Annotated in this window: 10 protein-coding genes; 2 read left to right on the forward strand and 8 right to left on the reverse strand. The window is 68.3% G+C overall.

Annotated features, from left to right (window positions below; translation table 11 throughout):
- The first annotated feature begins 421 nt into the window (after positions 1-421).
- Positions 422-1672: an ATP-binding protein gene (locus MPARV_RS0114460; RefSeq protein WP_031278709.1), complete on the forward strand. Its 1251-nt coding sequence runs from the start codon at positions 422-424 to the stop codon at positions 1670-1672.
- A 320-nt stretch (positions 1673-1992) separates the two neighbouring features.
- Complete coding sequence (locus MPARV_RS21485; RefSeq protein ID WP_020378794.1) at positions 1993-2274, forward strand: hypothetical protein; 282 nt, start codon at positions 1993-1995, stop codon at positions 2272-2274.
- 138 nt (positions 2275-2412) lie between these two features.
- Here the strand turns inward: MPARV_RS21485 and MPARV_RS0114475 are convergent, their stop codons facing one another.
- The 8 genes from MPARV_RS0114475 to MPARV_RS0114510 all read right to left on the reverse strand — a co-directional run bounded on the left by MPARV_RS0114475 (position 2413) and on the right by MPARV_RS0114510 (position 21347).
- A complete protein-coding gene (locus tag MPARV_RS0114475) occupies positions 2413-4317 on the reverse strand; it encodes a patatin-like phospholipase domain-containing protein (protein ID WP_020378795.1) in 1905 nt (634 codons plus the stop codon).
- 127 nt (positions 4318-4444) lie between these two features.
- Positions 4445-6313 carry a class I SAM-dependent methyltransferase gene (locus MPARV_RS0114480; protein ID WP_020378796.1) on the reverse strand — a complete coding sequence of 623 codons (1869 nt, stop codon included), beginning with the start codon at positions 6311-6313 and terminating at the stop codon, positions 4445-4447.
- Between the two features lie 59 nt (positions 6314-6372).
- Positions 6373-7569, reverse strand: a complete 1197-nt coding sequence (locus MPARV_RS0114485) for a glycosyltransferase (protein WP_020378797.1) — start codon at positions 7567-7569, stop codon at positions 6373-6375.
- Positions 7569-8408, reverse strand: a complete 840-nt coding sequence (locus MPARV_RS0114490) for an alpha/beta fold hydrolase (RefSeq protein ID WP_020378798.1) — start codon at positions 8406-8408, stop codon at positions 7569-7571. Before MPARV_RS0114490 ends, MPARV_RS0114485 begins: the two co-directional genes overlap by 1 nt.
- On the reverse strand, positions 8401-9198 hold the full coding sequence (locus MPARV_RS22920) for an alpha/beta fold hydrolase (RefSeq protein WP_020378799.1): 798 nt from the start codon (positions 9196-9198) through the stop codon (positions 8401-8403). The genes MPARV_RS0114490 and MPARV_RS22920 overlap by 8 nt, the downstream gene beginning before the upstream one ends.
- Positions 9195-9506: a phosphopantetheine-binding protein gene (locus tag MPARV_RS0114500; protein ID WP_020378800.1), complete on the reverse strand. Its 312-nt coding sequence runs from the start codon at positions 9504-9506 to the stop codon at positions 9195-9197. The genes MPARV_RS22920 and MPARV_RS0114500 overlap by 4 nt, the downstream gene beginning before the upstream one ends.
- Positions 9503-14176 carry a type I polyketide synthase gene (locus MPARV_RS0114505; protein ID WP_157789652.1) on the reverse strand — a complete coding sequence of 1558 codons (4674 nt, stop codon included), beginning with the start codon at positions 14174-14176 and terminating at the stop codon, positions 9503-9505. The genes MPARV_RS0114500 and MPARV_RS0114505 overlap by 4 nt, the downstream gene beginning before the upstream one ends.
- A 7-nt stretch (positions 14177-14183) precedes the next feature.
- Positions 14184-21347, reverse strand: coding sequence for a type I polyketide synthase (locus tag MPARV_RS0114510; protein ID WP_157789653.1), 7164 nt, complete (start codon positions 21345-21347; stop codon positions 14184-14186).
- Positions 21348-21383: the final 36 nt, after the last annotated feature.

The following is a 21383-nucleotide window of genomic DNA, read 5'->3' on the forward strand; positions in this document are numbered from 1 at the left end:
TCGGGTAGATACCGAGTGGGGAAAGCGGGTCAACGGAGGGGATTATGGACCGTTGGAGAAGGTGACAATACTGAATCCTGAGACGACCGACCCCAGCGTGCATCGAGGCGAGCGCCCGCAAGCACGGTGTCCCCGATAGCGACATGCTCCAAGCACTTCGACACCACTGGCGAGGATTCAAGACCGACGATCCTGAGGTCACGATGTTCATCGGACCATCCACGAACGCCGTTCCACTTGAAATCGGGGTCTTCGACGACGCAGATGGAGTTGCAATCTTTGACGCGATGCCAGCACGACCTCCGTCCGTCGCGTAAAGTTGGTAGCGATGACCGCGTAATCTTGGTAGTCAGGAACGCGCAATCTGGGTAGTCTCGGCCCATGGAGCGGGTCAACGCAACGAAACGACTGCCGGGTTCAGGTGAGTAGCCGCTACAGGGCAAGGACGGCCGACGCGTACCTGGCCGAACTCATGGCGACCTTCCCCGCAGTGATGATCACCGGCCCACGGGCGGCAGGGAAGACCACCACTGCCGCTCAAACCGTTGCCCAGGTCGACCGGCTCGATGAGCCAGGCATGGCTGCCCTCTATCGGGCCGACCCGGATGCTGCGCTGCGCCGAGCAACCTTGCCCCTGCTGATCGATGAGTGGCAGGAGGTTCCGAAGGTGCTGGGCGCGGTGAAGCGATGGGTCGACCGGGACTCGTCTCCGGGACAGTTCGTGCTCACCGGCAGCGTACGCGCCGAACTCGACAACGAGACCTGGCCCGGCACCGGGCGGGTCGTGCGGATGGACATGTATCCCCTGACCGAACGCGAGGTTCTTGGGAGCACCGCCAACAAAGACGGCTCGTTCCTCGCTCGGTTGGCACACCAGGGAGCTGAGTCCTTGACGCTTCCCGACACCATCCCCGATATCGACGGCTACATCGCAGCAGCCCTACGCGGCGGATTCCCGGAAGTGGCCTACCGAGACCTCACCCGGCGCCAGCAGTTCATCTGGCTCGAGGGGTACGTCAACGACCTCATCACACGCGATGCCGCCGCCTACGGCCGCTCTAAGGATCCGGCCAAGCTGCGTCTGTACCTCAACGCGCTGTCGCTCCACAACGCTGGACTGCCGAGCGACTCGACCCTGTATCGCTCCGTCGATATCAACGCCAAGACAGCTGCCGAGTACGACCAACTGCTCCGCAACCTCTACGTGTATGACCTCGTGCCGGCATGGTCGACAAATCAGATCAAGCGGCTCACCAAGACAGGCAAACGGTACCTCGTCGATACCGGCCTCGCCGCTGCAGCGGCCGGGCTGACCTTCGAGGCGGTGATGTCCGATGCCAAGCTTCTGGGCCGGTGGTTCGATGCGTTTGCCGTGGCACAGTTGCGCCCGGAGGTCGCTCAAACGCACCCTCGGCCTGCACTTCATCACTTGAGGCTTGAAGCGGGCCGACGCGAGATCGACCTCGTTGTCGAGCTTGGGCCTGGCCGAATCGTTGCGCTGGAGTTCAAGGCGGGCACCGCTCCTCAACGCAAGGATGCCCGCCATCTGGCATGGCTGCGCGATGAACTCGGCGACCAGTTCACAGCGGGAGCGGTGATCCACAGCGGCCCGGGCATCTACGAACTCGGCGACCGGATCTCCGCAGTTCCGCTCTGCACCATGTGGGGCTGAGCAGTTCCCAGGACAACGTATGCGATTGAGCTAAAATCTACAGGCGGCAATCGCGTGCCGCTCGACCCCGGCACGTGCTTGTCGAGCACGGCATAAGGGCCGATATCGAGTGGGCGAAGCGGTGGCTCGGCCGATGATTCCGGGCGGTCGTATGTGAGCTGACAACGTCTATTGTCATCCGTGCTGGTCGGCACCGATCGCCGGGCCGTTCTCCTCGAGGTCGGCAACCTCCAAGCAGGAGAACAGGAATACGTGATCCACGCAATGCAAGCCCGTCGCAAGTACCTGAAGATGATTGGTCCTCCAGGAGGTGACCCTCGATGAAGATATCCAAGCGCCCGAAGAACCTCACCGAAGACGAAGCAGCGGCAATCGTCGAAGCGTTCGACGACGCGCCCGAGGATGGGTACGTCGTCGTTGCCGGTGACGCACTCGCGGAGCTCCGTACTGCGGCAGCGGCACGCCAAGATGCTGTCGACCGAATCAACGCAGCCGCCATGCGCGCACGGCGCGAAGGAGCATCCTGGGGGGTCATCGGAGCGCAGCTTGGCATGACCCGACAAGGAGCTCGCCAACGCTTCGAACGACTTCCAGGCTCCTGATCAACGTCCCTCAGCGGTGGTAGCCGGTGGCAATCCGGGTGGTGCCCATTCGGAGCGCGAACCGATCGCCTAGTGCGCTCGGTGGGACTCGAACCCCCAACCTTCTGATCCGTAGTCAGATGCGGGTGGCCAGGGTTTTTAGGTCGTCTGTGTGGGCTGCACGGGGGGCGTTGGGGTCACGGATACTGTGTCGAAGTTCGCACCAAAGCTGAGCCTGATTCCTGGTGGGCCTGGACCGAATCGATCTGGTGGCTGTCCGGCGAGGTCGAGCACGGATTCCCACATGGCTATGACGTCTTGGTTGTGGTCCGCGTCCCAATCCGAGGCATAGGGGAAAGACGACTGTGCTTGAGCCACCTCCAAGCCGAGGTCGACGTAGTTCGTGGTGCCGTCGGTGGTCGGGGCCGCGAGAACCGGCTGAACGTCACCGACGAGCCTGCCGAGGCCGGCCCCGGCGATACGGAAGCGTGTCCAGCGATGGCGGTCCCACTGGTGGAGAGCAGCGTTCGACGGCTCGATCTCCGTGTTGGTCAGGTCGCCGGTACGCATCGAGGACAGGTTGAGGCCGGCGCAACGACCGCGTTCGATCAGGGGAAGGATCCGTTCGGGGGGCATGTCAAGGTTCATGCCTCCCTCGCTGCTTCCCAATCGTATCGTGCAGATGCGCTCCTTAAACCCGGCGGTGTGGATCAGGTTGTTGTCGGACCAGTTCTGCATGGTGTCGAACACCGCGCTGAGCAGACCGACGGTGGACGAGATTTCTGAAGTGGCCGGGAGGCGGCCCTGCCCTGCCTTGATCGGCCGCGACACGTTGCCGCACGGGTCGGTCGAGATGTCGGAGCTGGTGGCGAGGTTGATGGCATACGTCGGGTAGGTGGGCAGAGGACGGTCGAAGAGATGGACCGGCAGGTTGGAGGTGATGCCACCGTCGGAAAACCAGTTTCGAACAAACTTCACGATCCACTCGCCGTCGACGTGCAGCGGGGTGAGTCCGTGCAGCGGTACAGCAGACAGCAGCACGGGGAACGACAGGCTCATGCGCGCGGTCACGATGATGGGGAGCTGTTCGGGCGGCGGGAGGAGGTGAAGTCGATCGCCGAGCGCCTCGATCACATCGTCGCGGATCGGGCGTGCGGCGTATTTCACCATGTGGTCGACCACGTCGGTAGGGAAGATCTTGGAGAACTCGTCCGGGTCGAACGCCCAAATTTTGTCCCGAAACGGAATCTGTTCGGACGTCCCCCTGCTGAGGTTGGTGGAGATGGCGATGAACTGCGCACCCGCGGTTGCCACCTCCCCATGGGTGACCGGTATCGAGTTGAGCGCCGCCTGGGAGGCGTCGCCACGCCCGGCCAGGCGCTGGAGCGCGTCGTACATCCAGTCGGTGAGCGCCGGGTGGTCGCTGCCGGTGGGTGTGGAGCCATTGACGAAACCGTGGAAGTTGCCCGTCAAAGCCGACTGAGCGGTGGAGGCCACGGCCATGCCAGACCACACGACGGCGGCGACGAACCCGAGCGACATGAACAGCAATGCGAGGAGCGCGCTGAGTATCAGCGGCAGCCAGAGCGGACCACCGACAATGAGGCTCGCCACGAATGGCAACGACATGAGGATGAGGGTCAACGCCCCCACAAACCACAACCGCCGGCGCGGGCCCGCCTTGAGAAGCCCCATGAGGACGACGCGCCACCGGGCGAACCCGGTGGTCGAGCGTGCGTCCCACACGGTGGAGAAGATGGCACGTGTTTCGTCCTGGGGCTGAAACAAACCGAAGAGCCTGGTGCGTCCCTGGGAGTCGGTTGTCGCAAGATCCTTCGCCAGCTCGACCAGCAACGGGAACCCGCCGGTAGCGGAACGGCGTCCTACTTCGGCGGCGGCGGCCGCAGACGCGCCGATGGCCCCTGCGGACGACCCGGCGATACGGCGAAGCCGATGGGTCCGGGCAAGTTCGGTGATGGCCGGTGGATAGACGACCCCGCTGGTGATCCCACCTTTCAGGATCACGTCGCACTGAAAGGTCGGAGCGTCAAAATCGGTCACCATCGGGACCCCCCTTCGGAGGGTGCGAAGCGTAACGCAGGCGAATTTCCATGTCTGGACACGCGTCGGTCACTGGCGCAGCGGCTTCTCGGTGCTGAAGCGGACCGGTTGGGCGCTGTACCCGGGGAGGTCAGGCGTCGGCTGGGAGGCGGGCGAGCACCCGGTAGGTGTTTCCGCCGTCGTAGCGCTTGAGCGCCGGCGCGACGATCTGATCGGCGAGGAGTCCGCCGATCATGAACGGTGCGCCCACGGTCATGCCGACGGTCCGCCTTGCCCGGTCGATGGCGGTGGTGGGCGGCATCCACGGCAGGTTCAACTCGGGGGCCGCCCGGTTGACCGCAAACCATGCGCCAAGGGAGAAGTCGACCGGCTGGTGGGCCGGTGCGACCTCCTGATCGAGAATCTCGAAGCCCAGGTCGACGAGCGCCTTGCACAGGTTGCCCCGGGGGATCAGGTGTTGATGCTGGGGCTGGAACCAGGGCACCCAGTACTTGCCCAGCACCCGGCCCAGCACACACTCCGGGTTGGGCACCTCGACCAGCAGGAGCCCGCCGGGGGACAGCACTTCGGCGGCGGCGGCCAACTCGTCGTGTGGTTCGCGGGTGTGCTCCAGGTAGTGGTGCATGCTGACCGTCTCGTACTGCCCGGCCAGCCCGGCGCTCAGCTCGGGGAAGAGTCCACGGTGGCCGGTGGAGATCCAGCCCCGCCGGGCAGCGTCGTCGACGCCGTCGGACAGGTCGAGCCCGTCGAAGGTGGTGTCGGTGAGCACTCCGGCGGCGATCAACGGGAAGTGGCCGTGGCCGGTGCCGACGTCCAGCCAGTTGACGGGTGGGGCATCGATGTGGCGCTTCACCATCTCGACCCGGTCGACATAGGACTTGTCGCTCACCCCGAAGATGAAGTCGGCGCTGTCGGCGCCGATGCCGTCGTAGAAGTCGCGGTAGTAGTAGTCGAGCCCCTCGATGGTGAGGCGGGGGTTCTGGAATTTGTGATCGCAGGCGTCGCAGCGGTCGATGTGGAAGGTGCCGGGCTTGTGCTGCAACAGGTCAATGGTGTCGAGTTGCCGAGACAACCCCGCCGACCCGCACCAGGGGCACGTGGTGCGCGGTGCCTCGACGAAGCGGTCGGTGTCGTTGGCGGCCTCGGCTGCGTAGGCGACACGAACCGCCGGGTCACGACGGCGCTCATCGGCGGGCGACGTGGAAGCAATTTTGGCGGCCGGTATTTGGGTCAGGGTGCCGACCGCCTCGGCGGGCTCGCCGACCGGCCTCATCAGGCTTTTTGCTCCCAGGTCGCCGGGGGACAGTGCCTGGTTGCCGCCGAACACCAGCGCCGGTTGGGCGATGAGGGCGGCCAGCGCCAGCATCGCGGCCTGGGGTGCCGTAACCACCAACGCGGCCAGCAGCACAAACCTTGCGATGCCCACCGTCTGCACAAAAGTGGTGGCAGCGCCGAAGACGGCGAGGGCCACCTCGGCCCTCCGCGGTGCGGTTGAGGGCGCGGCGTGCAGGTGCGAGCCGACCACGTGGTGCATGCTGCGGGGCGCATGGCGTTTCAGTTCGAGCGTGGTGTGCACCATCTGCTGGAGACCGACGTTGGTTCCGGGCGTGAGGCGGGCACGATCGGCGACCTCGGCCCGGGCGCACAACAGGGCAAAGGCGCCTCGGCCCTGGGCCATGGGAGCGCCTTCGAAGCTGCGGGGATCGACCATTCGCACCAGGTCGAGGGCCCGAAGGGCCGGAAGATCGCCGGGTACCACGTCCACCACGGCGGCACCGGTGGATTCCAGGTGGGCGACGACCGCCTGGCGAGTGGCGTCATCGAGCGTGACCCCCTCGGCCACCCAGAACACGTACTCGTCGGTGGAGCGCTGCGGCGCCGCGGCGCCGTCCGGCCCTTCCGTGGAGGCCGGCGCATAGGCGAGCGCCGGCAGAGCCTTGGCGTGGCGACGAAGCCGCAGCCCGTTGCCGACCACGAGCGCGGCCGTTGCAAGCGCCACAGCCTGGCCGGCGCGGCCACGATGTTTCGAAGAGCAGAGACGAGACGTTGGCAGGTCGGTCATAAGAGTGCTTCCAGTCGTTGTGCGGCGGCCGATGCCCCGCCGGCTTCGGTGAATGATCGTTGCAACCGCTGGGCCGCCTCCCGGTAGGAGGGCTCGGTCAGGATCGTGTCGAGTGCGTCGCCCAGTTGGGCGGCACCGGTGCGGGCGTAGCGCACCCGGATACCGGCGCCCGCTTGCTCCACCTGGTCGGCGACGATGGGCTGGTCGTCGCGGATGGGTGCCACCACCAGCGGCAGGCCGTTGGCCAGCGTCTCGCACACCGTGTTGTGTCCGCCGTGCGACACCACCGCATCACAGCGTTCGAGAAGCTCCACCTGTGGTACCCGGGGCACGACCATGACGTTGTCGGCCGGGGCGTTCCCGGTGGACCACGCCTCGGGGTTGATCTCGCCAACGACAACACCCTGCAGGTGTGGGCGGGCGCCCAGTGCCTCGGCGGCGGCGGTGAGAAACCGGGTGCCCGATCCGGCTGAGACCGTGCCGAGCGAGACGAGCACCAGCGGGCGGCCGTCCAGCCACCGCCAGTTGAACTCGTGCGAACCGCCGGCGGGGGCAGGCCGGTGGGCGAAGGCCGGGCCCACGCAGGCCAGCGGCGCACCCACGTCGGGGACGGTGCCCATCAGCGCCTCGGTGGTGAATGCCAGCACCAGGTGCGGCGAGAACCGCAGGTGCACCGGGTCGGCCTCGGCGGCCGGGATACCCACCGACACCTGGAGGTCGACCAGCCGTTCGTCCACCCAGTGGCGCAGCTTTGGCAACGCTGCGAACGGGTCGATCAGGTCGGCCGAGGTGGTGGCCGACGTGACCCACAACCGGCCGGTGAGACGGCCGACGATGGCTCCGGCGACCGCCTGCTGGTCGACCACCAGCACGTCGGGGTCGTAGGCCTCGACCGCCTCGGAAACGCCCGGCAGGGTGGCGCGGGCCAGTGGCTCCAGGAAGTCCTCCCACAAAAACTTCAACGCGGCGGCGCCGCGCAGGCCCTGGGCCCGCTCGGTGATCGCCTGCACCAGATCGGTGGGCAGGTCGTCGGCGGCCGGGATGATCGTGGACCCGGCGGGCAGATGGGCGGCGAGGTGGCCCGGATCGCCGCACCAGGCAACCTCGTGGCCGCGGGTGATCAGTTCGGCGCCCACCGCCACCGTGGGGTTGGTGTGGCCGGTGAGCGGCGGGACGACGAACAGCACCCGCATCAGGCGCCGCCCGGATTGTCGGGGGGAGCGTCCGAAGTTGGCTTGCCGGCAGGCGACGCGTCGGTAGGCAGCGCTGCGAGCAACCCGTCGAGCGCCACCCGAACTTCGGCGGTGCGCTCCAACAGCAACGAGTGGGTGGTGTCGGCCATCACCTGCAACCGGCAATTGGGCACGCAACGCTCGACGGTGCGGGCCACGTCGAGGATGTCGGACTGCTCGCCGTAGAGGGCCAACACCGGCACCTCCAACGCGCCGAGCTGCGCCTCAGTCATCACCGGCACGGCGGCCAGGTCGTCCAGCATCGAGGTTTTGTAGATCAGTGCCTCAGCGTTGCGGGCAAGCCGGTTGACCTTGCGGCCACCCTGATCGGACAGCCACTCGCGCACCTGATCGTCGTCCAGGCCGAACGCGGCCAGCGCCAGGCTGCCCGCCATGTGGTCGCCCCAACCCTCAACCGCGATGTGGGCCTCGATCAGCAGCACGCCCCGCACCTCGTCTGGGTGGGCCATGGCGTAGGCCATGCCAATGGTGCCGCCGTAGCTGTTCCCCACCAGTACCACGGGTCGGTCGACGCCGAGCTCGGCCAACAGCGCACGCAGGTCGGCCACCGAGTCGGCCACGGTGTACCCGGTTGGCGGTCGCTCGCTGCGGCCGTGCCCGCGCTGGTCGTACAGGATCACCTCATGGTCAAGCGCCACCGGGTTGGCCAACGTGTAATAGAAGCTGGACAGGTTGTCCATCACCATGCCGTGCATCATCACCACGGTGTGGTTGTCGTCCCGGGCGGTGCCGAGGCGCTGCACGTGGAAGCGCACACCGTTGGCGGTGACCTCAGCCATGGGCGTGGTCCGGTTCGGCTGTGCCCTTGGGGGACGTCGTGGCGGTGGTTGTCGTGGTGATGGCGGGGCCTGAAAGGAACTGGGTGATGGCGTCGGACAAGTCGGCGGTGGCGTCCAGGTGCAGTGCGTGGCCGCCGTCGAACATCTGCACCGAATTGGTGCCAAGGGCGGCCCGCGCCAGTTCGGCGCCGTCGACAAACGGCGACTGGCGGCCAAAGGCCATCAAGGTCGGGCAGCGCAGCGAGGCCAGGTCGGCGACGTCCAGCGGTGCCTCGGCGGCCAGGTCGGACCGAAAGGAGGTTTCGGCGAGGGACAGCTGGTGGTGGCGACGCCGGGCCCGGGGAGTGCCTTTGGACGCAGTGTCGGCCCCGGCCGCTTCGTGGCTCGTGCGCGGCCGTTTCGCCCCGATTGGCACGTCGACGCCCACCAGGGCGCTTACCCGGTCGGGCCAGGCGCGGGCGGCCTCGATGGCGATCCACCCGCCCAGGCTGTGGCCCACCAGCGCACACGGCCCCAGCCCGGCGGTGACCCGCGCCAGGTCGTCGAGGTGATCGGCCAGGCGGTAGCCCTCGGCGGGCCGCTGTGAGAGCCCGTGGCCGCGCAGGTCGTACAGCACCACCGGGTTGAACTTGGCCACTCGCGGAGCGCACGTCATCCACCACGACGCCAACGACCCGGTGAAGGCGCCATGCAACATCACCACCGGCAGCGCATGGTTGTCGGCGCGGCCCATGCGACGAATGTGAAGCTTTGGTGGATGCTGCAACACGGCGTCGACGGGCGGATTCATGAAGCGATACAACCCTCGATGAAGGTGGCGACCTGGCCGACGGTCATGGCGATGAGGTCGTCGAGTTCCAGTTCGGCCAGCCAGGCCACAAAGTTCACCCGTTCGCCGAAATGCAGCTGCAGGGCCTCGGCCAACGCCACGAACTCGATGCTCTCCATTTCGAGATCGCCGGAGAACGAGGTGTCGGCCCCGATGTCGATGTCGGCCACGTACTCCTCGCCGATCACCTCGCCCACCAGCCGTGCCACCACGTCGATCACCGGGTCGCTTCCGGTTGCCGTGGTCGATGTTGATGTTGGTTGGGTCATGTCGGGCTCCCGTGGGATCTACTGGGCTGTTCGGAAGGGCGGAGGCGTGGGTGGTCGGCCGCCACGACCGGCTCGGCCGAGGTCCAGGCGACCACATAGGTGTCGGCCTCGCTGCGGTCGTGCCCCGGCGGGGCAAGGTCGAGCACCTCGAGGTTGACCCACGTGTCGTTCACCCGGATCCGGTCGCCTTGAATTTCGGAGATCAGCCAGTCTGACGGACGACCCTGCAGGCCGGTGCCGGCCGCCTTGGCCACTGCCTCCTTGGCCGCCCACATGGCGGTGAGGCGCACGTCGTAGGCAGCGCCGTCGGTGTTGGCGTCGCGGCCGGCGTTGCCCAGGATCGTGCGTTCGCTGTCGGTGAACGCCAGAGCAGAGAAGCCTTCGCCGCGTGGCTTGACCCGTTCGACATCGATGCCCACCGGGCCATCGGCGGACAGCTGAGCCACGCCTACGTGGGCGGAGTGGGCGATCGACAGGTGCAGGCCGGTGGCCTGGGCCGGGGCGTTGAGGTGCGGGGCGCCGGCGTCGTCGTGGCCCACCTGCACCTCCACCGGATACATCGGTGGTGCGCCGAGACCCCACAGGTGTTGGCGCACCGCGTCCTTGGTCACGGCCCGACCAAGCAGCCACGAGCGTTGGGCCAGCGGGTTTCGTGCGGTGTAGTCGGTTCGTTCGGCAGCATCGGTGTAGCGACGCACCATCAGCTCGCGGGATGCAGAATCGGTCCAGCGTTCCAACAGCAGCCACCACCCGCCCGGCCGGTGCTCGGCAACCGTGCGCTCGTCGGGGAAACGCAGGAACGGCCACAGCACGTCGTCGGAGTTGAAACGTCGGTCGACCCATGCGGTGATTCGACACCACGGCCCTTCGGCATCGACCAACTCCAGGTCGGCGGACACCGACTGCGGGTTGACGTCGGTCATCGTCACCGTGCAGCGCATCGGCCCGACGGGTCGTTCACGGAAGTACTCCACCCGTTCGATCGATTGGGGCAGGATGATCACGTCATGGTCGAGGCGTTCCATGACCCACAAACCCAGCAGCTGACCGGCCGAATCCAACATGGCGCCGGTGCGCTCCAGCACTGCGATGTCACCGGAGATGGATGAGGTGGTGAGGCCTGTGAGCGCGGTGATGCCCTGATACGCAGGACCGTGGAACATCATTCGGCGCTGGTAGACGTCGTCAACGGAGATGCCGGGGGCCACGGGCTCGCCCGCGGGCACGTTGGCCGGGCCGGTGGGGCTTGGAGCCGGATAGTCGACGGCCAGGTGTACCGTGCCGCGGGCGTAACCCTCCAGGGTGATCTTCACCTCACCGTCGACGAGATCACCGACGGTGACCGACAGGTCGGTGGAGGGCGCCGCGGTGAGCCAACGCAGTGCCCGCACCCCGCTGACGGCGGTGGCGACGTGGCCGGGGAACCGATCGAGGGCGATGTCGCGCATCAACTCGATCATCTCGGTCATCGGCACGACCGGGAACTGCTCCTCGACGGCCGAGCCAACGCCGATGTCGGGCTGGCGGTAGAAGCAGTGGTCGAGGAGCCACGGCATGGTCTGCAAGGAAACCTCGATGGTTCCGTCAACCTGCCGGTCGGCGGTGGGGCGCGTGCGGGTGGGTGTGGCTGCGTTGAATGCATCGAGCACCTCTTGGGATGCCCGGGTGGACTCGTCGGTGAGCGCCTGCATGTGGGCCATGATGGGGTCGTCGCTCCTGGCGCTGCCGACGGCCGTCTCGCCTTGGGGGGCGGGACCCGGGGTGCGTGCGGCACCGAGGTCGGCACGGACCGTATTGACCAGCGCCTGCGGCAGCCGTACCAGCGGTGCTCCGAGCGAGAGCAGCGGTCCGGCGAGCTCGTCGCCGGCCTGCACATCGGCGGGGACGGGAGCGGGTAAGGCGTCGGCGGGGAACCCCAGCAGCGCCAGGTCGACCCCGGCACCCTCTGCCCACAGCGAGGCGGTCAACCGAACCAGTTGTTCCAACCCCGGCCGCTTTTCGGATGCGGCGCTGACGGCGACGTGGTCACGGCCCTTCAACGTGTCATCGACGAACGACGGCAGCGAGCCCACCCCCAACTGCACAAACACCCGCGCCCCGGCGTCGTACAACGCGTCGATGAGCTCCCGAAACCGCACCGTCTCGGTGAGATGGGTGGTGGCCAGGCGCTTCACCGCGGCCGGGTCGGTGGGATAGCGGTCGACCGAGGTGGCCGACCACAGGGCCACGTTGGGTGTGGCCACCTCCATGTGATCGAGGTGTCGGCTGATCTGGCCAAGGTAGGGCTCAAATGCGGGGGAGTGGAACCCGCTGGTAAACGGCAGCACCTGGGCCATCACCCGATGGGACTTCGCCCGTTCGACCACCTGGGCCACGTTCGGCGCCGGCCCACACAGGATGGACTGGTGAGGGCAGTTGTCGTGGCTCAGGGCGACGGCGCCGAGATGCTCGGCCAACTCCATGGCCTGGTCGGCACCACACCCCAGCGCGACAAACTGCACGCCGGGCACGTCCAGGTCGGCCGGGTCGATCTCTCCCAGCAGCCGTTCCAACTCGTCGGGGGGGATCAGACCGGAGGTGGCCATGGCGGTCCATTCGCCAACCGAGTGGCCCGCCATGTGGTCGCATGGGGCGGCGAGCCGGCCCATCACGTCGGTGAGGAAGCGGCCCAGGTGCACGATGGCGGCGCCCTGAAAGCCAAGCGCCCCCTCGTCGTTGTCGTTGGCTCCGGTGTCGCTGCCGTTGGTGTTGGTGTCGCTGTCGCTGCCGCTGACGTGGAGATCGGGGAGTGTGAGGTCGAGGTGTTGGGCAACGTCGGCCACCTGGGGCGCAAACGTGGGCTCGACACCGGGATACATCCACACGGTGGAGCCGCCGCCATCGATCAGGCCGTCATGGGTCACCCAGACATCGCTTCGGCCCCGCCAGGCCGTGCCCGAGGTCAGCGCCCGCCGGGTCAGCTTGAGACGCCGTTCGTCGGGGTTGAGGATGATCAGGCGCACTGGGCCCGGCGCCAGGTGCAACGTCGAGGTGTCTGGCGTGGCCGAATCGAGCACTTCAAGCACGGCGGCGGGGTTGGGCCCGGTGATGCACAGCACGGTGGAGCCGTCGGCGGCAACGGCTGCGACGGTTGGGTCGGAGCCGGTTGAGGCCCGGCCGTGGGGTGCGGTGAATGCTTGGCCATGCCGGTCGGGATGTGTACCCGCCTCGCGTTCGTCGGCCTCTCGCAACACGACGTGGGCGTTGATGCCGCCGAACCCAAAGGCGTTCACTGCGGCCACGCGGCGTCGGCCACCTGGCCAGTCGGACGCCTCGGCGGGAAGGTTCAGGCGGCTGCCGTCAAGGTTGGGATGAGGCGCCTCAGCGTGCAACGTTGGCGGCAGTACCCGGTGGTGGAGGGCCAGCGTGGCTTTGATCAGTCCGGCCATACCGGCGGCCGGCATGCAATGCCCGATCATCGACTTGACCGAACCCAGGTGAAGCGCCGGGCCGATGTCGCCGAACGCGGCGCGGATCGTGACCAGTTCGGCGCTGTCGCCCGCCGCGGTGGCGGTGCCGTGGGCCTCGATCAGGCCCGCCTCGGCCGGGTCCATCCTCGCGGCGTCCCAACCCCGTCGCACCGCCAGAACCTGGCCGTCCACCCGTGGCCGCAGTAGCGACGAGTCGCGTCCGTCGCCGGCAACCCCGGTGCCGCACACCACGCCGTACACCCGTCGGCCGGCGGCGATGGCGTCGTCCAGCGGTTGCAGCACCACCATGCCGGAGCCCTCGCCGATCAGCAGGCCATCTGCGAAACGGCTGAACGGAGCGATGTGGCCGCTGGGTGACAGCGCGCCCAGCTGGGAGAACACCGACCAGAAGGTGATGTCGTGACAGTGGTGGACCCCACCCACAATCACCGAGCCACAGCGGCCGGACGCCAGATCCCGCACGGCATGGTCGAGCGCCACCAGCGACGAGGCGCAGGCGGCGTCGACGGTGTAGGCGGGACCTTGGAGGTCGAGGCGGTTGGCGATGCGCGAGGCGGCCAGGTTGGGCACCAGGCCGATGGTGGCCTCTGGGCGTTCGGGGCCCACCTCGGCCTGAAAGGCGTGGCGGATCTCGTCGATGCGTTGGTCGCCCAACTCCGGCACCAGTTGGTGGAGCACCAACGACAATTGTCGGGCCACCCGGGTCTTCTGGTCCAGGCGGGCCGTGCCCGAGTTGAGGTAGCCGCCTCGCCCGACGATCACCCCAACACGGCTCGAATCGCCCAGTGCCTCGGCTCCACCGGCATCGCTCACCGCCTCCGTCGCCAGGCGCAGTGCCAGCAACTGGTCGGGCTCGGCATCGTCGGCCGCCACCGGCATCACACCAAAAGAGGCGGCGTCGAAGTGGGCGAGGTCGTCGACGAACCCACCTCGTGACACCCCCAGGCTGTCGGGGGCCGGCCCCGACGTGGGGTCGTGCTCCGACGCGAAGTAGGTGGGGTCGAGGCGGCCCGGGGGCACGTCGGTGATGGCGTCCACACCGGCCTCGATATTGGTCCGATAGCGAGCCAGGTTGGCGGCGCCCGGGAACAGGCACGCCATGCCCACGATGGCCACAGGAAACGATCCGTCGGCCGCCGGACGAACCGTCGCTGGGCCGTTGGCCGTTGCCTGGTCGGCTGCGGCGTCGGGCGGGCCCATCAGGGGTTCAGGCCCCACCGTCGCCGGAGGCCCCGACGGGTTCAGCCTCCACGGCACCGATCGCGGCCGGCTCCGCCCGGACAAACATCACCTGCCGTTGGGGAAGCCCGGCGGCCACGTGCCTGCACACCAGGTTCACTCCCGCTTCGACCGGCACCAGGCCCACCCCACGGCGCTCGTATTCACGCTCAAGTTCGGGCGACACCATGCCGCCCCCGGCCCACGGACCCCAGTCGATGGCGAGAACATTGCGGTCCTCAAGGGTGTGGGCCAGCAGGTCCAGCGCATCGTTGGCCGCCCCATAGTCGACCTGGCCAACGTTGCCAACCGCACCGGAGATGCTGGCAAAGAACACCAGATCGGCATCCTCCGGAGCGGCTCGGTGCAGTGCCAACGCACCGGTCACCTTGGTGTGCCACACCCGCTGGAACTCTTCGGGGCCCTTGTCGCGGATCAGATGGTCGGCCAGGACCCCGGCTCCGTGGACCACCAAACCGATCGGTGCCAGTTCGGCGGCGACGGTGGCCATCGCCGCCTCGACGGCCTCCGGGTCGGCCACATCGGCCTGCAGGTAGCGCACCGGAACGCCAAGGTCGGTGAGGGAGGCCATCGTGGCGCGGATCTCGGCCTCGGCGCTCAGTGACGCAAGGCGTGATTCGATGTCTCGTGGGTTGGTCATGCCGCCCTCGATGAGGCGGCGACGCAACTCCCTGTCGTCGGGATGGTCGGCCAGTTCGGCCGAGGGCGTACCGATTGGTTCCGGCGAGCGGCCAACCAGCGCGATCGGGCAGCCGAAGCGGCCCGCCAGGCCGACGGCCACCTTGGCGGTGATGCCCCGGGCACCGCCGGTCAACAGCGCCGCCCGGCCGGGTCCCAGATCAGGCCTGCCTTCACCCGATGCATCGGCGTCGGTGGGGGCGTCCGGCCGAACCCGCTGCCAGCGAATCGCCACCCGGGAGTCGGCCGTGCGGCCCATCACGCAGTTGTCGGGGTCGGGTCCGCCGATCTCGGCCATCAGGTGGGCAGCCAGCGCTGAAGGGGTCTCGGTGGGATCCAGATCGACGCAGCGCATCCCCACCTCCGGGTACTCGCGAGCTGCTGCTCGTGCCAGGCCCCGGTATCCGCCCACCCGCAGCGCGCCGGCACCTTCTGGTGGGCTTGCATCGCCGGTGGGCCCAGGCAGGCTCTGGCCGGGCTCGGCCGATCGGTGGTGGTCCATGCCGAAGCGGCCGCCGTCCCCGGTGGCCAGCACCACATGGCGAACGCCGCGCAGCAGCGCCTGGCGCAGCGTGGCGTAGCTGCGGTTTGCCCCCGACGCAGTCAGGTCGGTCGACCTCACGGTGTTGCTGAGGCCCGGAGTGTTGCAAAGGCCCGGAGTGTTGCTGAGACCCGTGGTGTCGATGAGCACGTCCGGGTCGCCGTCGGGCACCGCAGCATCTCCATCGAACAGCACCGGCGTTCCCCCGCCGGTCGCCACCGCTGCTGCAAGGTCGGTGGCAGCCACGCCGTCGGTGATCCATACGGTCAGGTCGCGAACCGTCACGGGTTCGCCGTCCGGCGAGGCTGCGACCACCACCGGCAGCAGGCTCAGCGCCTCATCAGGAACCGTGATGGATTGATCGTCGACGCCGAGCCCGGCGACATCGGTCCCGCCGGGGCGCTCGTCCGTGGGATCGGTTGGAACGCCGGATGCTTCGGTGTTCCCCTCGGCAGGGTCGTTGCGATGTTCGACGATCCAGGTGGCGATGCCGCGAATGGTTTTGATCATCGCCAGCGCCTCGACGACCGACTCGTCCAGCGAGCCCTCATCGGCGCCGGGCAGCCCGGCTCGCTCCGCCAGCTCGCCCAGGATCTCGATGCGTTTGATCGAGTCGATGCTGAGGTCGGCCTCCAAGTCGAGGTCGGGGTTCAACATGTCCACCGGGTAGCCGGTTCGGTCGGCCACGATCGACGTCACCAGCGCCTCCAACTCGGCGGCGCCCAGCACCGGTGGAGCGGCGTCGTCGCCCGCAGGCTCGCCCTGGTGGCGCCCATGCTCGACACCCTGGTCGTTGGAGGGGTTTGCCTCGGGGGAGCGATGCCGGGTCGCCAACGAGGGGCTGGTTGAACCCGCGGTCAGGGTGGTGTCGATCACCGGCGAGCCGGGCGCCACCGCCACGCCGAGGTACGACATCATCACGTCGCGTTGGGCGGCCACCATCTCGCGCATGCCTTGGAGGTACTGCATGAGTGCCGGGTCTGCGCCAAACCCGTCGGTGAGGCTGGCTTCACCCCGAGGGCGTCCGTTCGGATGGTTGTCGTTTGGCAATCCCATCGGGTGGGCCTCCACAAACTCGTGGGCGGGTCGAAGCCCGCCGGATACGGGCGAGCCATCGCGGCCTCGCACCAGGTGGCCATCGACACTCCAACCGGGCACGGCACCCCGGGCGGAAAGGTCGACGGTGATGGTTCGCTTGTCGAAGAGCGCATCGAGCGTCACTGGGAGGCCGGTCATGGCCAGGCGCCCCAACGCGTCCAGCAGGTTGTTCAGGCTGGACTCGCCCGCCACGTCGCAGTTGATCGCCTGGTGGGGGCGGTCACCCAGGGTCAGACCAACGAGCCGGCTGAGCACCCGGCCTGGCCCGGCCTCGACGAACACCCGGGTTCCGGCCGCGTACATGGCCTCGATCTCATCGGTGAAGCGCACCGGCTCGGCCACTTGAGCGGCCAGCAGACGGGCCACGTCGTCGGCGTCGCCATAGGGGCGGGCCGTGACGTTGGAGTACACGTCGAAGAGAGGTTCGGCCAGGTCGATCTCGTTGAGGCGTGCGCCGAGCGTCGTGGCCGCAGCGGCCACCATCGGGCTGTGAAAGGCACAGGCCACGTTCAGCAGTGTGGCCCGTTCGCCCAGCCGAGTGGCCTCGTCGACCACCGCCCGAACTGCGGCTGTGGGCCCGGAGACCACCGACTGGTTGGGTGCGTTGCGGTTGGCCACCACCACGCAGGCATCGCCCACGGCAGCGCGTGACAGCGTCAACGAGTCGATGATCTCCTCGGCCCGATCCGCGCCCAGCGCAAGCGCCGCCATCGCCCCCGCGTCATCCATGGGTTCGTTGGTTTCGCTGGCCCCGTTGGTTTCACCTTCAGCGGGGGGTTCCCCGCCCATCATGGTGGCGGCCAGGATTGCTTCCCCTCGCGCCTCGGACAGGTCGAGGAACCCGTCGGTGGGCAATGCTCCGGCAGCCCACAGCGCCACCAACTCGCCGTAGCTGTGTCCTGCCGCCAGGTCGGGACGAACGCCCAGTGTGTCCAGCAGCCTGGTCAGGGTGATACCCGCGATCCCCAAGGTTGGCTGCGCCACCCGGGTGTCGGTGACGGCCGCAAGCTGGGCCGCCCGCGTTTCGGAGTCGAACGCCGTGGGCGGGAACAGCAGGTCGGTCCAGCGTGCACCTTCGCGGAACACCTCGCGCAGATGCGGGAACGCCACGTACAGGTCGCTGAGCATGCGCGGCCGTTGCGAACCCTGCCCCGGGTAAACGAACGCCACTTTTGCGTCTTCGGCCATGGGGTTGGCCCAGTGGAGGCGGGGCAGGGAAGGGCGATCCGAGCCGCCGGTGGGCGCTGTCGATCCGGTGGGTGCTGTCGACTCCGTGGTCTCGGTCGCTGTGTCTGCGGTCGCCAACACCGTCGTCAGCTTGGCCCGCAGGTCGGCCGCGTCGGTGGCGATCACACTCACCTGCGGCGGGCCCGAACGTCTGGCCCACACGGTGGCGGCCAGGTTGCGGAGCGGCTCGGCGGCGGGGCCGTAGTGGTCGAGGTGGCCCACCAACTGGTCGACCATCACCTTCGCTGCAGTCAGGGTGGCCCCGGTAAAAACGAAGAGCTCGGCGGGCCAGTCGGTGAGCCCATGGGCCGGTGTCGGCTCGCCGTCGGGCGCCTCGATCACGGCGTGGAAGTTGGTGCCGCCGAACCCAAACCCCGACACCCCCGCCGTGCGGTGTTCGTCCAGCCACGGGGTGGCGCTGCCGTCCAGCCGGAACGGGCTGGTGGTGGGGTCCCAGTAGTCGTTGGGGGTGGTGATGTTGTTGGTCGGTGGTCGCACCCCCGTGGACACGGCGCGTGCCACTCGGATGAGCCCCGCCAGGCCGGCTGCGCACTTGGTGTGACCGATCTGGGATTTCACCGAGCCGAGCACGGTGGACCCCACCTCGGCCCCGGCGCCCCCGAACAGTTCGGTCAGGGTGGCCAACTCGGTGCGGTCGCCCACCACCGTGCCGGTGCCGTGTGCCTCCATCAGCCCAACATCGGCCGGGTCGATGCCGCTCTGGGCGTAGGCCCGTTCCAAACAGCGCACCTGACCGTCCTTGCGGGGAGCGGTCAGGCCCAGGTGGCGCCCGTCCGACGATGCGGCCACCGCCTTGATCACGGCGTGGATCGTGTCGCCGTCGCGCCGGGCGTCCTCGAGGCGTTTCAGCACGACGCAGGCGATGCCCTCGCCGAGGGTGATGCCGTCGGCGTCGGATGAGAAGGTGCGGCACTGGCCGGTGGGGGACAGGGCGTGCACGCTGGAGAACAGCAGGTAGTCGTTGATGCCGTTGTGCAGATCGGCGCCCCCGCACAACACCATGTCGCTGCTGCCCGCCGTCAGTTCCTTGCAGGCGGCATCCAACGCGGTGAGCGACGAGGCGCAGGCGGCGTCCACCGTGTAGTTGGCACCGCCCAGATCCAGCCGGTTGGCGATGCGGCCTGAGATCACGTTGGTGAGCAGGCCGGGGAACGAGTCCTCGGTCAGGCGCGGGAGATGGTCGTCGAGTTCGGGTGGAAGCTCACCGAGGAGCGATGGCCAGATCGAACGGAACCCGTAGCTGCTCGACAGGTCGGTGCCCGCCTCGGCGCCAAAGATCACCGAGGTGCGGTCGCGGTCGAAATGACGGTGCTCGTATCCGGCGTTGGCGAGCGCCCGGGACGCCACCTCCAGGCTGAGCAACTGCACCGGTTCGATGGCGGCCAGCGAGGCCGGTGGGATGCCGAAGGCCAGCGGGTCGAACGGCACCGGTGGAACGAACGCCCCCCATTTGGACGGGCTCAGCAGGCCGGAGTTGGCGGCGTCACCGGAAGGGTCGAAGAAGCGGTCGGCGTCCCAGCGGCTGTGCGGAACCTCGGTGACGGCGTTGCGCCCAAGCACCGTGTTGGTCCAGAACTCCTCGACGTTTGCTGCGCCGGGAAGCACGCACTCCATACCGATGATGGCAATGTCGAGCGGTGCCGGGGCCCGCCCTTCGTCGTCGACGGGCAGGAATCCCGCCTCGGTCAGTTCCTCGGTACGGTGCGCCAGGAGCCCCACCGATCCGGTGGTCAGCCGGTCGTGCAATGCCGCCACGGTCAGCGGCTCGTGGCCCATCGTGGCCACCTCGCCGATCATGAACATGCCGCCTTCGCGTTGGCCCGCCTCGTCCACCTCGGTGAGGCCGGCAGCCGTGCGCTCCAGGCCCTTGGACGCCAGACGCAACCGGCCAAGGTTCATCTGCTCCAGTTCGGCCCAGCGTTCCGACGCCGGTACGTCGGCAGCCACCAGTTCGCCCCGGCGGGCCTCGAACGCCTCGACGAACGGGCCGGCCACGCAGCGGGTGGCGTGGCCGGGGGCGGTCTCCACCAGCGAGGTGGCCGTGCATTCGAGTGCTGCCCGCTGAAACCCGGGCACGATGGCGCCGGATGTCACGATCTCCTCGGTGAACAGGTAGGCGGTTCCGGCCAGCACGCCGATGGCGGCTCCCCGAGCCGCCAGCGGCTGCGCCATGGCCGCCACCATGGCCGCCGACGTGTCGTCGTGGATGCCACCGGCGAAGATCACGTCAAGTTCGGCCACGTTGGCGTGGTCGGCCAGAACGTCCAGTTGGGCCTGCCACAGGGCGAAGCTGCTGCGTGGGCCCACGTGACCGCCGCATTCGCGACCCTCGAAGATGAATCGACGGGCACCGTCGGCCAAAAATCGTTGGAGGAGGCCTGGTGAGGGCACGTGCAGGTAGGTGCGAATGCCAAGGTCGTCCAACTCTTTGGCCTGGCTGGGACGACCGCCGGCGATGATCGCCATCGGTGGGCGGTAGGCCTTCACCACCTCCAATTGCTCGGCCCGCAACTCGGGCGGGACGAAGCCCAGAATGCCAACACCCCACGGCAGTTCGCCCAAACGATCGGTGGTCTCTGTCAGCAGGCGTTCCACCTCGGGTCCGCGCAGCAGGGCCAGCGCCAGGAAGGGCAGCCCGCCGCCCCGGGCAACGGCCTCGGTGAAAGCCGGGGTGTCCGACACCCGGGTCATCGGGCCTTGGAGCACCGGGTGGGTGGCTCCCGTGCGCTCGGCCAGCGGCCCGCCCGGGCGAAGCGTTGCGGTGGTGGAGGCGGCAGACACGTCGGCGTACATCGCTCGCCGGATCGCCTGCACGGCACCGGCCACCGTCACCCCGATGGTGGCCAGCCGGCGGGCCACCGGCAGGTCCTGACCCGCAGGTATCACCTGCGTTTGCGGATCGTTGAAGCCGAAGTTGAGTGCGTCGGGAAGTGACTCTCGGTCGGCGGTGGGGAGGTCGGGTCGCACAAACACACGGTGTCCGGACAGCACCCGGGTCTCGGATCCGTCGGCCGCCTCGATGATGCGCCGAACGGTGGGCGGCACGGTGCTTTCCCGGAGCAGGGCGGTTTGAGTGTCGAGGATGACGCCCGATGCGCCTCCGGCGATTGCGGCGGCGGCGGTGTTTGGGCCGATGCCGCCCCGAACCCAGATGGCGGGAGCCTGGTGTTCGCCCCGCCGCAGCGCCCGGGTGACCTGTTGCAACAGGATGAACGTCGACGTGTCGCCCACAGGGCCAGCGGCCTCGTTGCCCACCAGCACCAGGTGGCCGGGACCCGACGATTGGGCCAGCAACGAGAGTGCCTTGTCCAGTTGGCCGATCGAGTTGATCGCCGGGATGCGCACCAGGTCGGTGCGCTCCGGGTCGATCGCCGCCGCCCGTTCGATTGCGGCGATCAGCGCCGTGACGTTGGGTGGGAGCGGGCCGTCCGGCGGCACGTCCGCCCACACCACCAGTGGGTCCAGCTGGTTGGCAATCGGTTGACCTGTCGCCCAGAGGATCGGGGTGGCCCCGCAGCGTTGTGCCGCCCGCAGGGCGGGTACCGGGTCGGTCCCGGGGAGCGACATGCAGCCAACATCGGCGAGCACGTCGTGCGTTGTGGT

Origin of the sequence: Candidatus Microthrix parvicella Bio17-1 (assembly GCF_000299415.1) — a bacterium.
Lineage (GTDB): Bacteria > Actinomycetota > Acidimicrobiia > Acidimicrobiales > Microtrichaceae > Microthrix > Microthrix parvicella.

Excerpts from the sequence above, each read along its gene's own strand:
- MPARV_RS0114500 (WP_020378800.1), bottom strand. The coding sequence starts at position 9,506 with ATGACCCAACCAACATCAACATCGACCACGGCAACCGGAAGCGACCCG.
- MPARV_RS0114505 (WP_157789652.1), bottom strand. The coding sequence starts at position 14,176 with ATGGGCCCGCCCGACGCCGCAGCCGACCAGGCAACGGCCAACGGCCCA.
- MPARV_RS0114490 (WP_020378798.1), bottom strand. The coding sequence starts at position 8,408 with ATGGCTGAGGTCACCGCCAACGGTGTGCGCTTCCACGTGCAGCGCCTC.
- MPARV_RS0114475 (WP_020378795.1), bottom strand. The coding sequence starts at position 4,317 with ATGGTGACCGATTTTGACGCTCCGACCTTTCAGTGCGACGTGATCCTG.
- MPARV_RS0114485 (WP_020378797.1), bottom strand. The coding sequence starts at position 7,569 with ATGCGGGTGCTGTTCGTCGTCCCGCCGCTCACCGGCCACACCAACCCC.
- MPARV_RS0114510 (WP_157789653.1), bottom strand. The coding sequence starts at position 21,347 with ATGTCGCTCCCCGGGACCGACCCGGTACCCGCCCTGCGGGCGGCACAA.
- MPARV_RS22920 (WP_020378799.1), bottom strand. The coding sequence starts at position 9,198 with ATGAATCCGCCCGTCGACGCCGTGTTGCAGCATCCACCAAAGCTTCAC.
- MPARV_RS21485 (WP_020378794.1), top strand. The coding sequence starts at position 1,993 with ATGAAGATATCCAAGCGCCCGAAGAACCTCACCGAAGACGAAGCAGCG.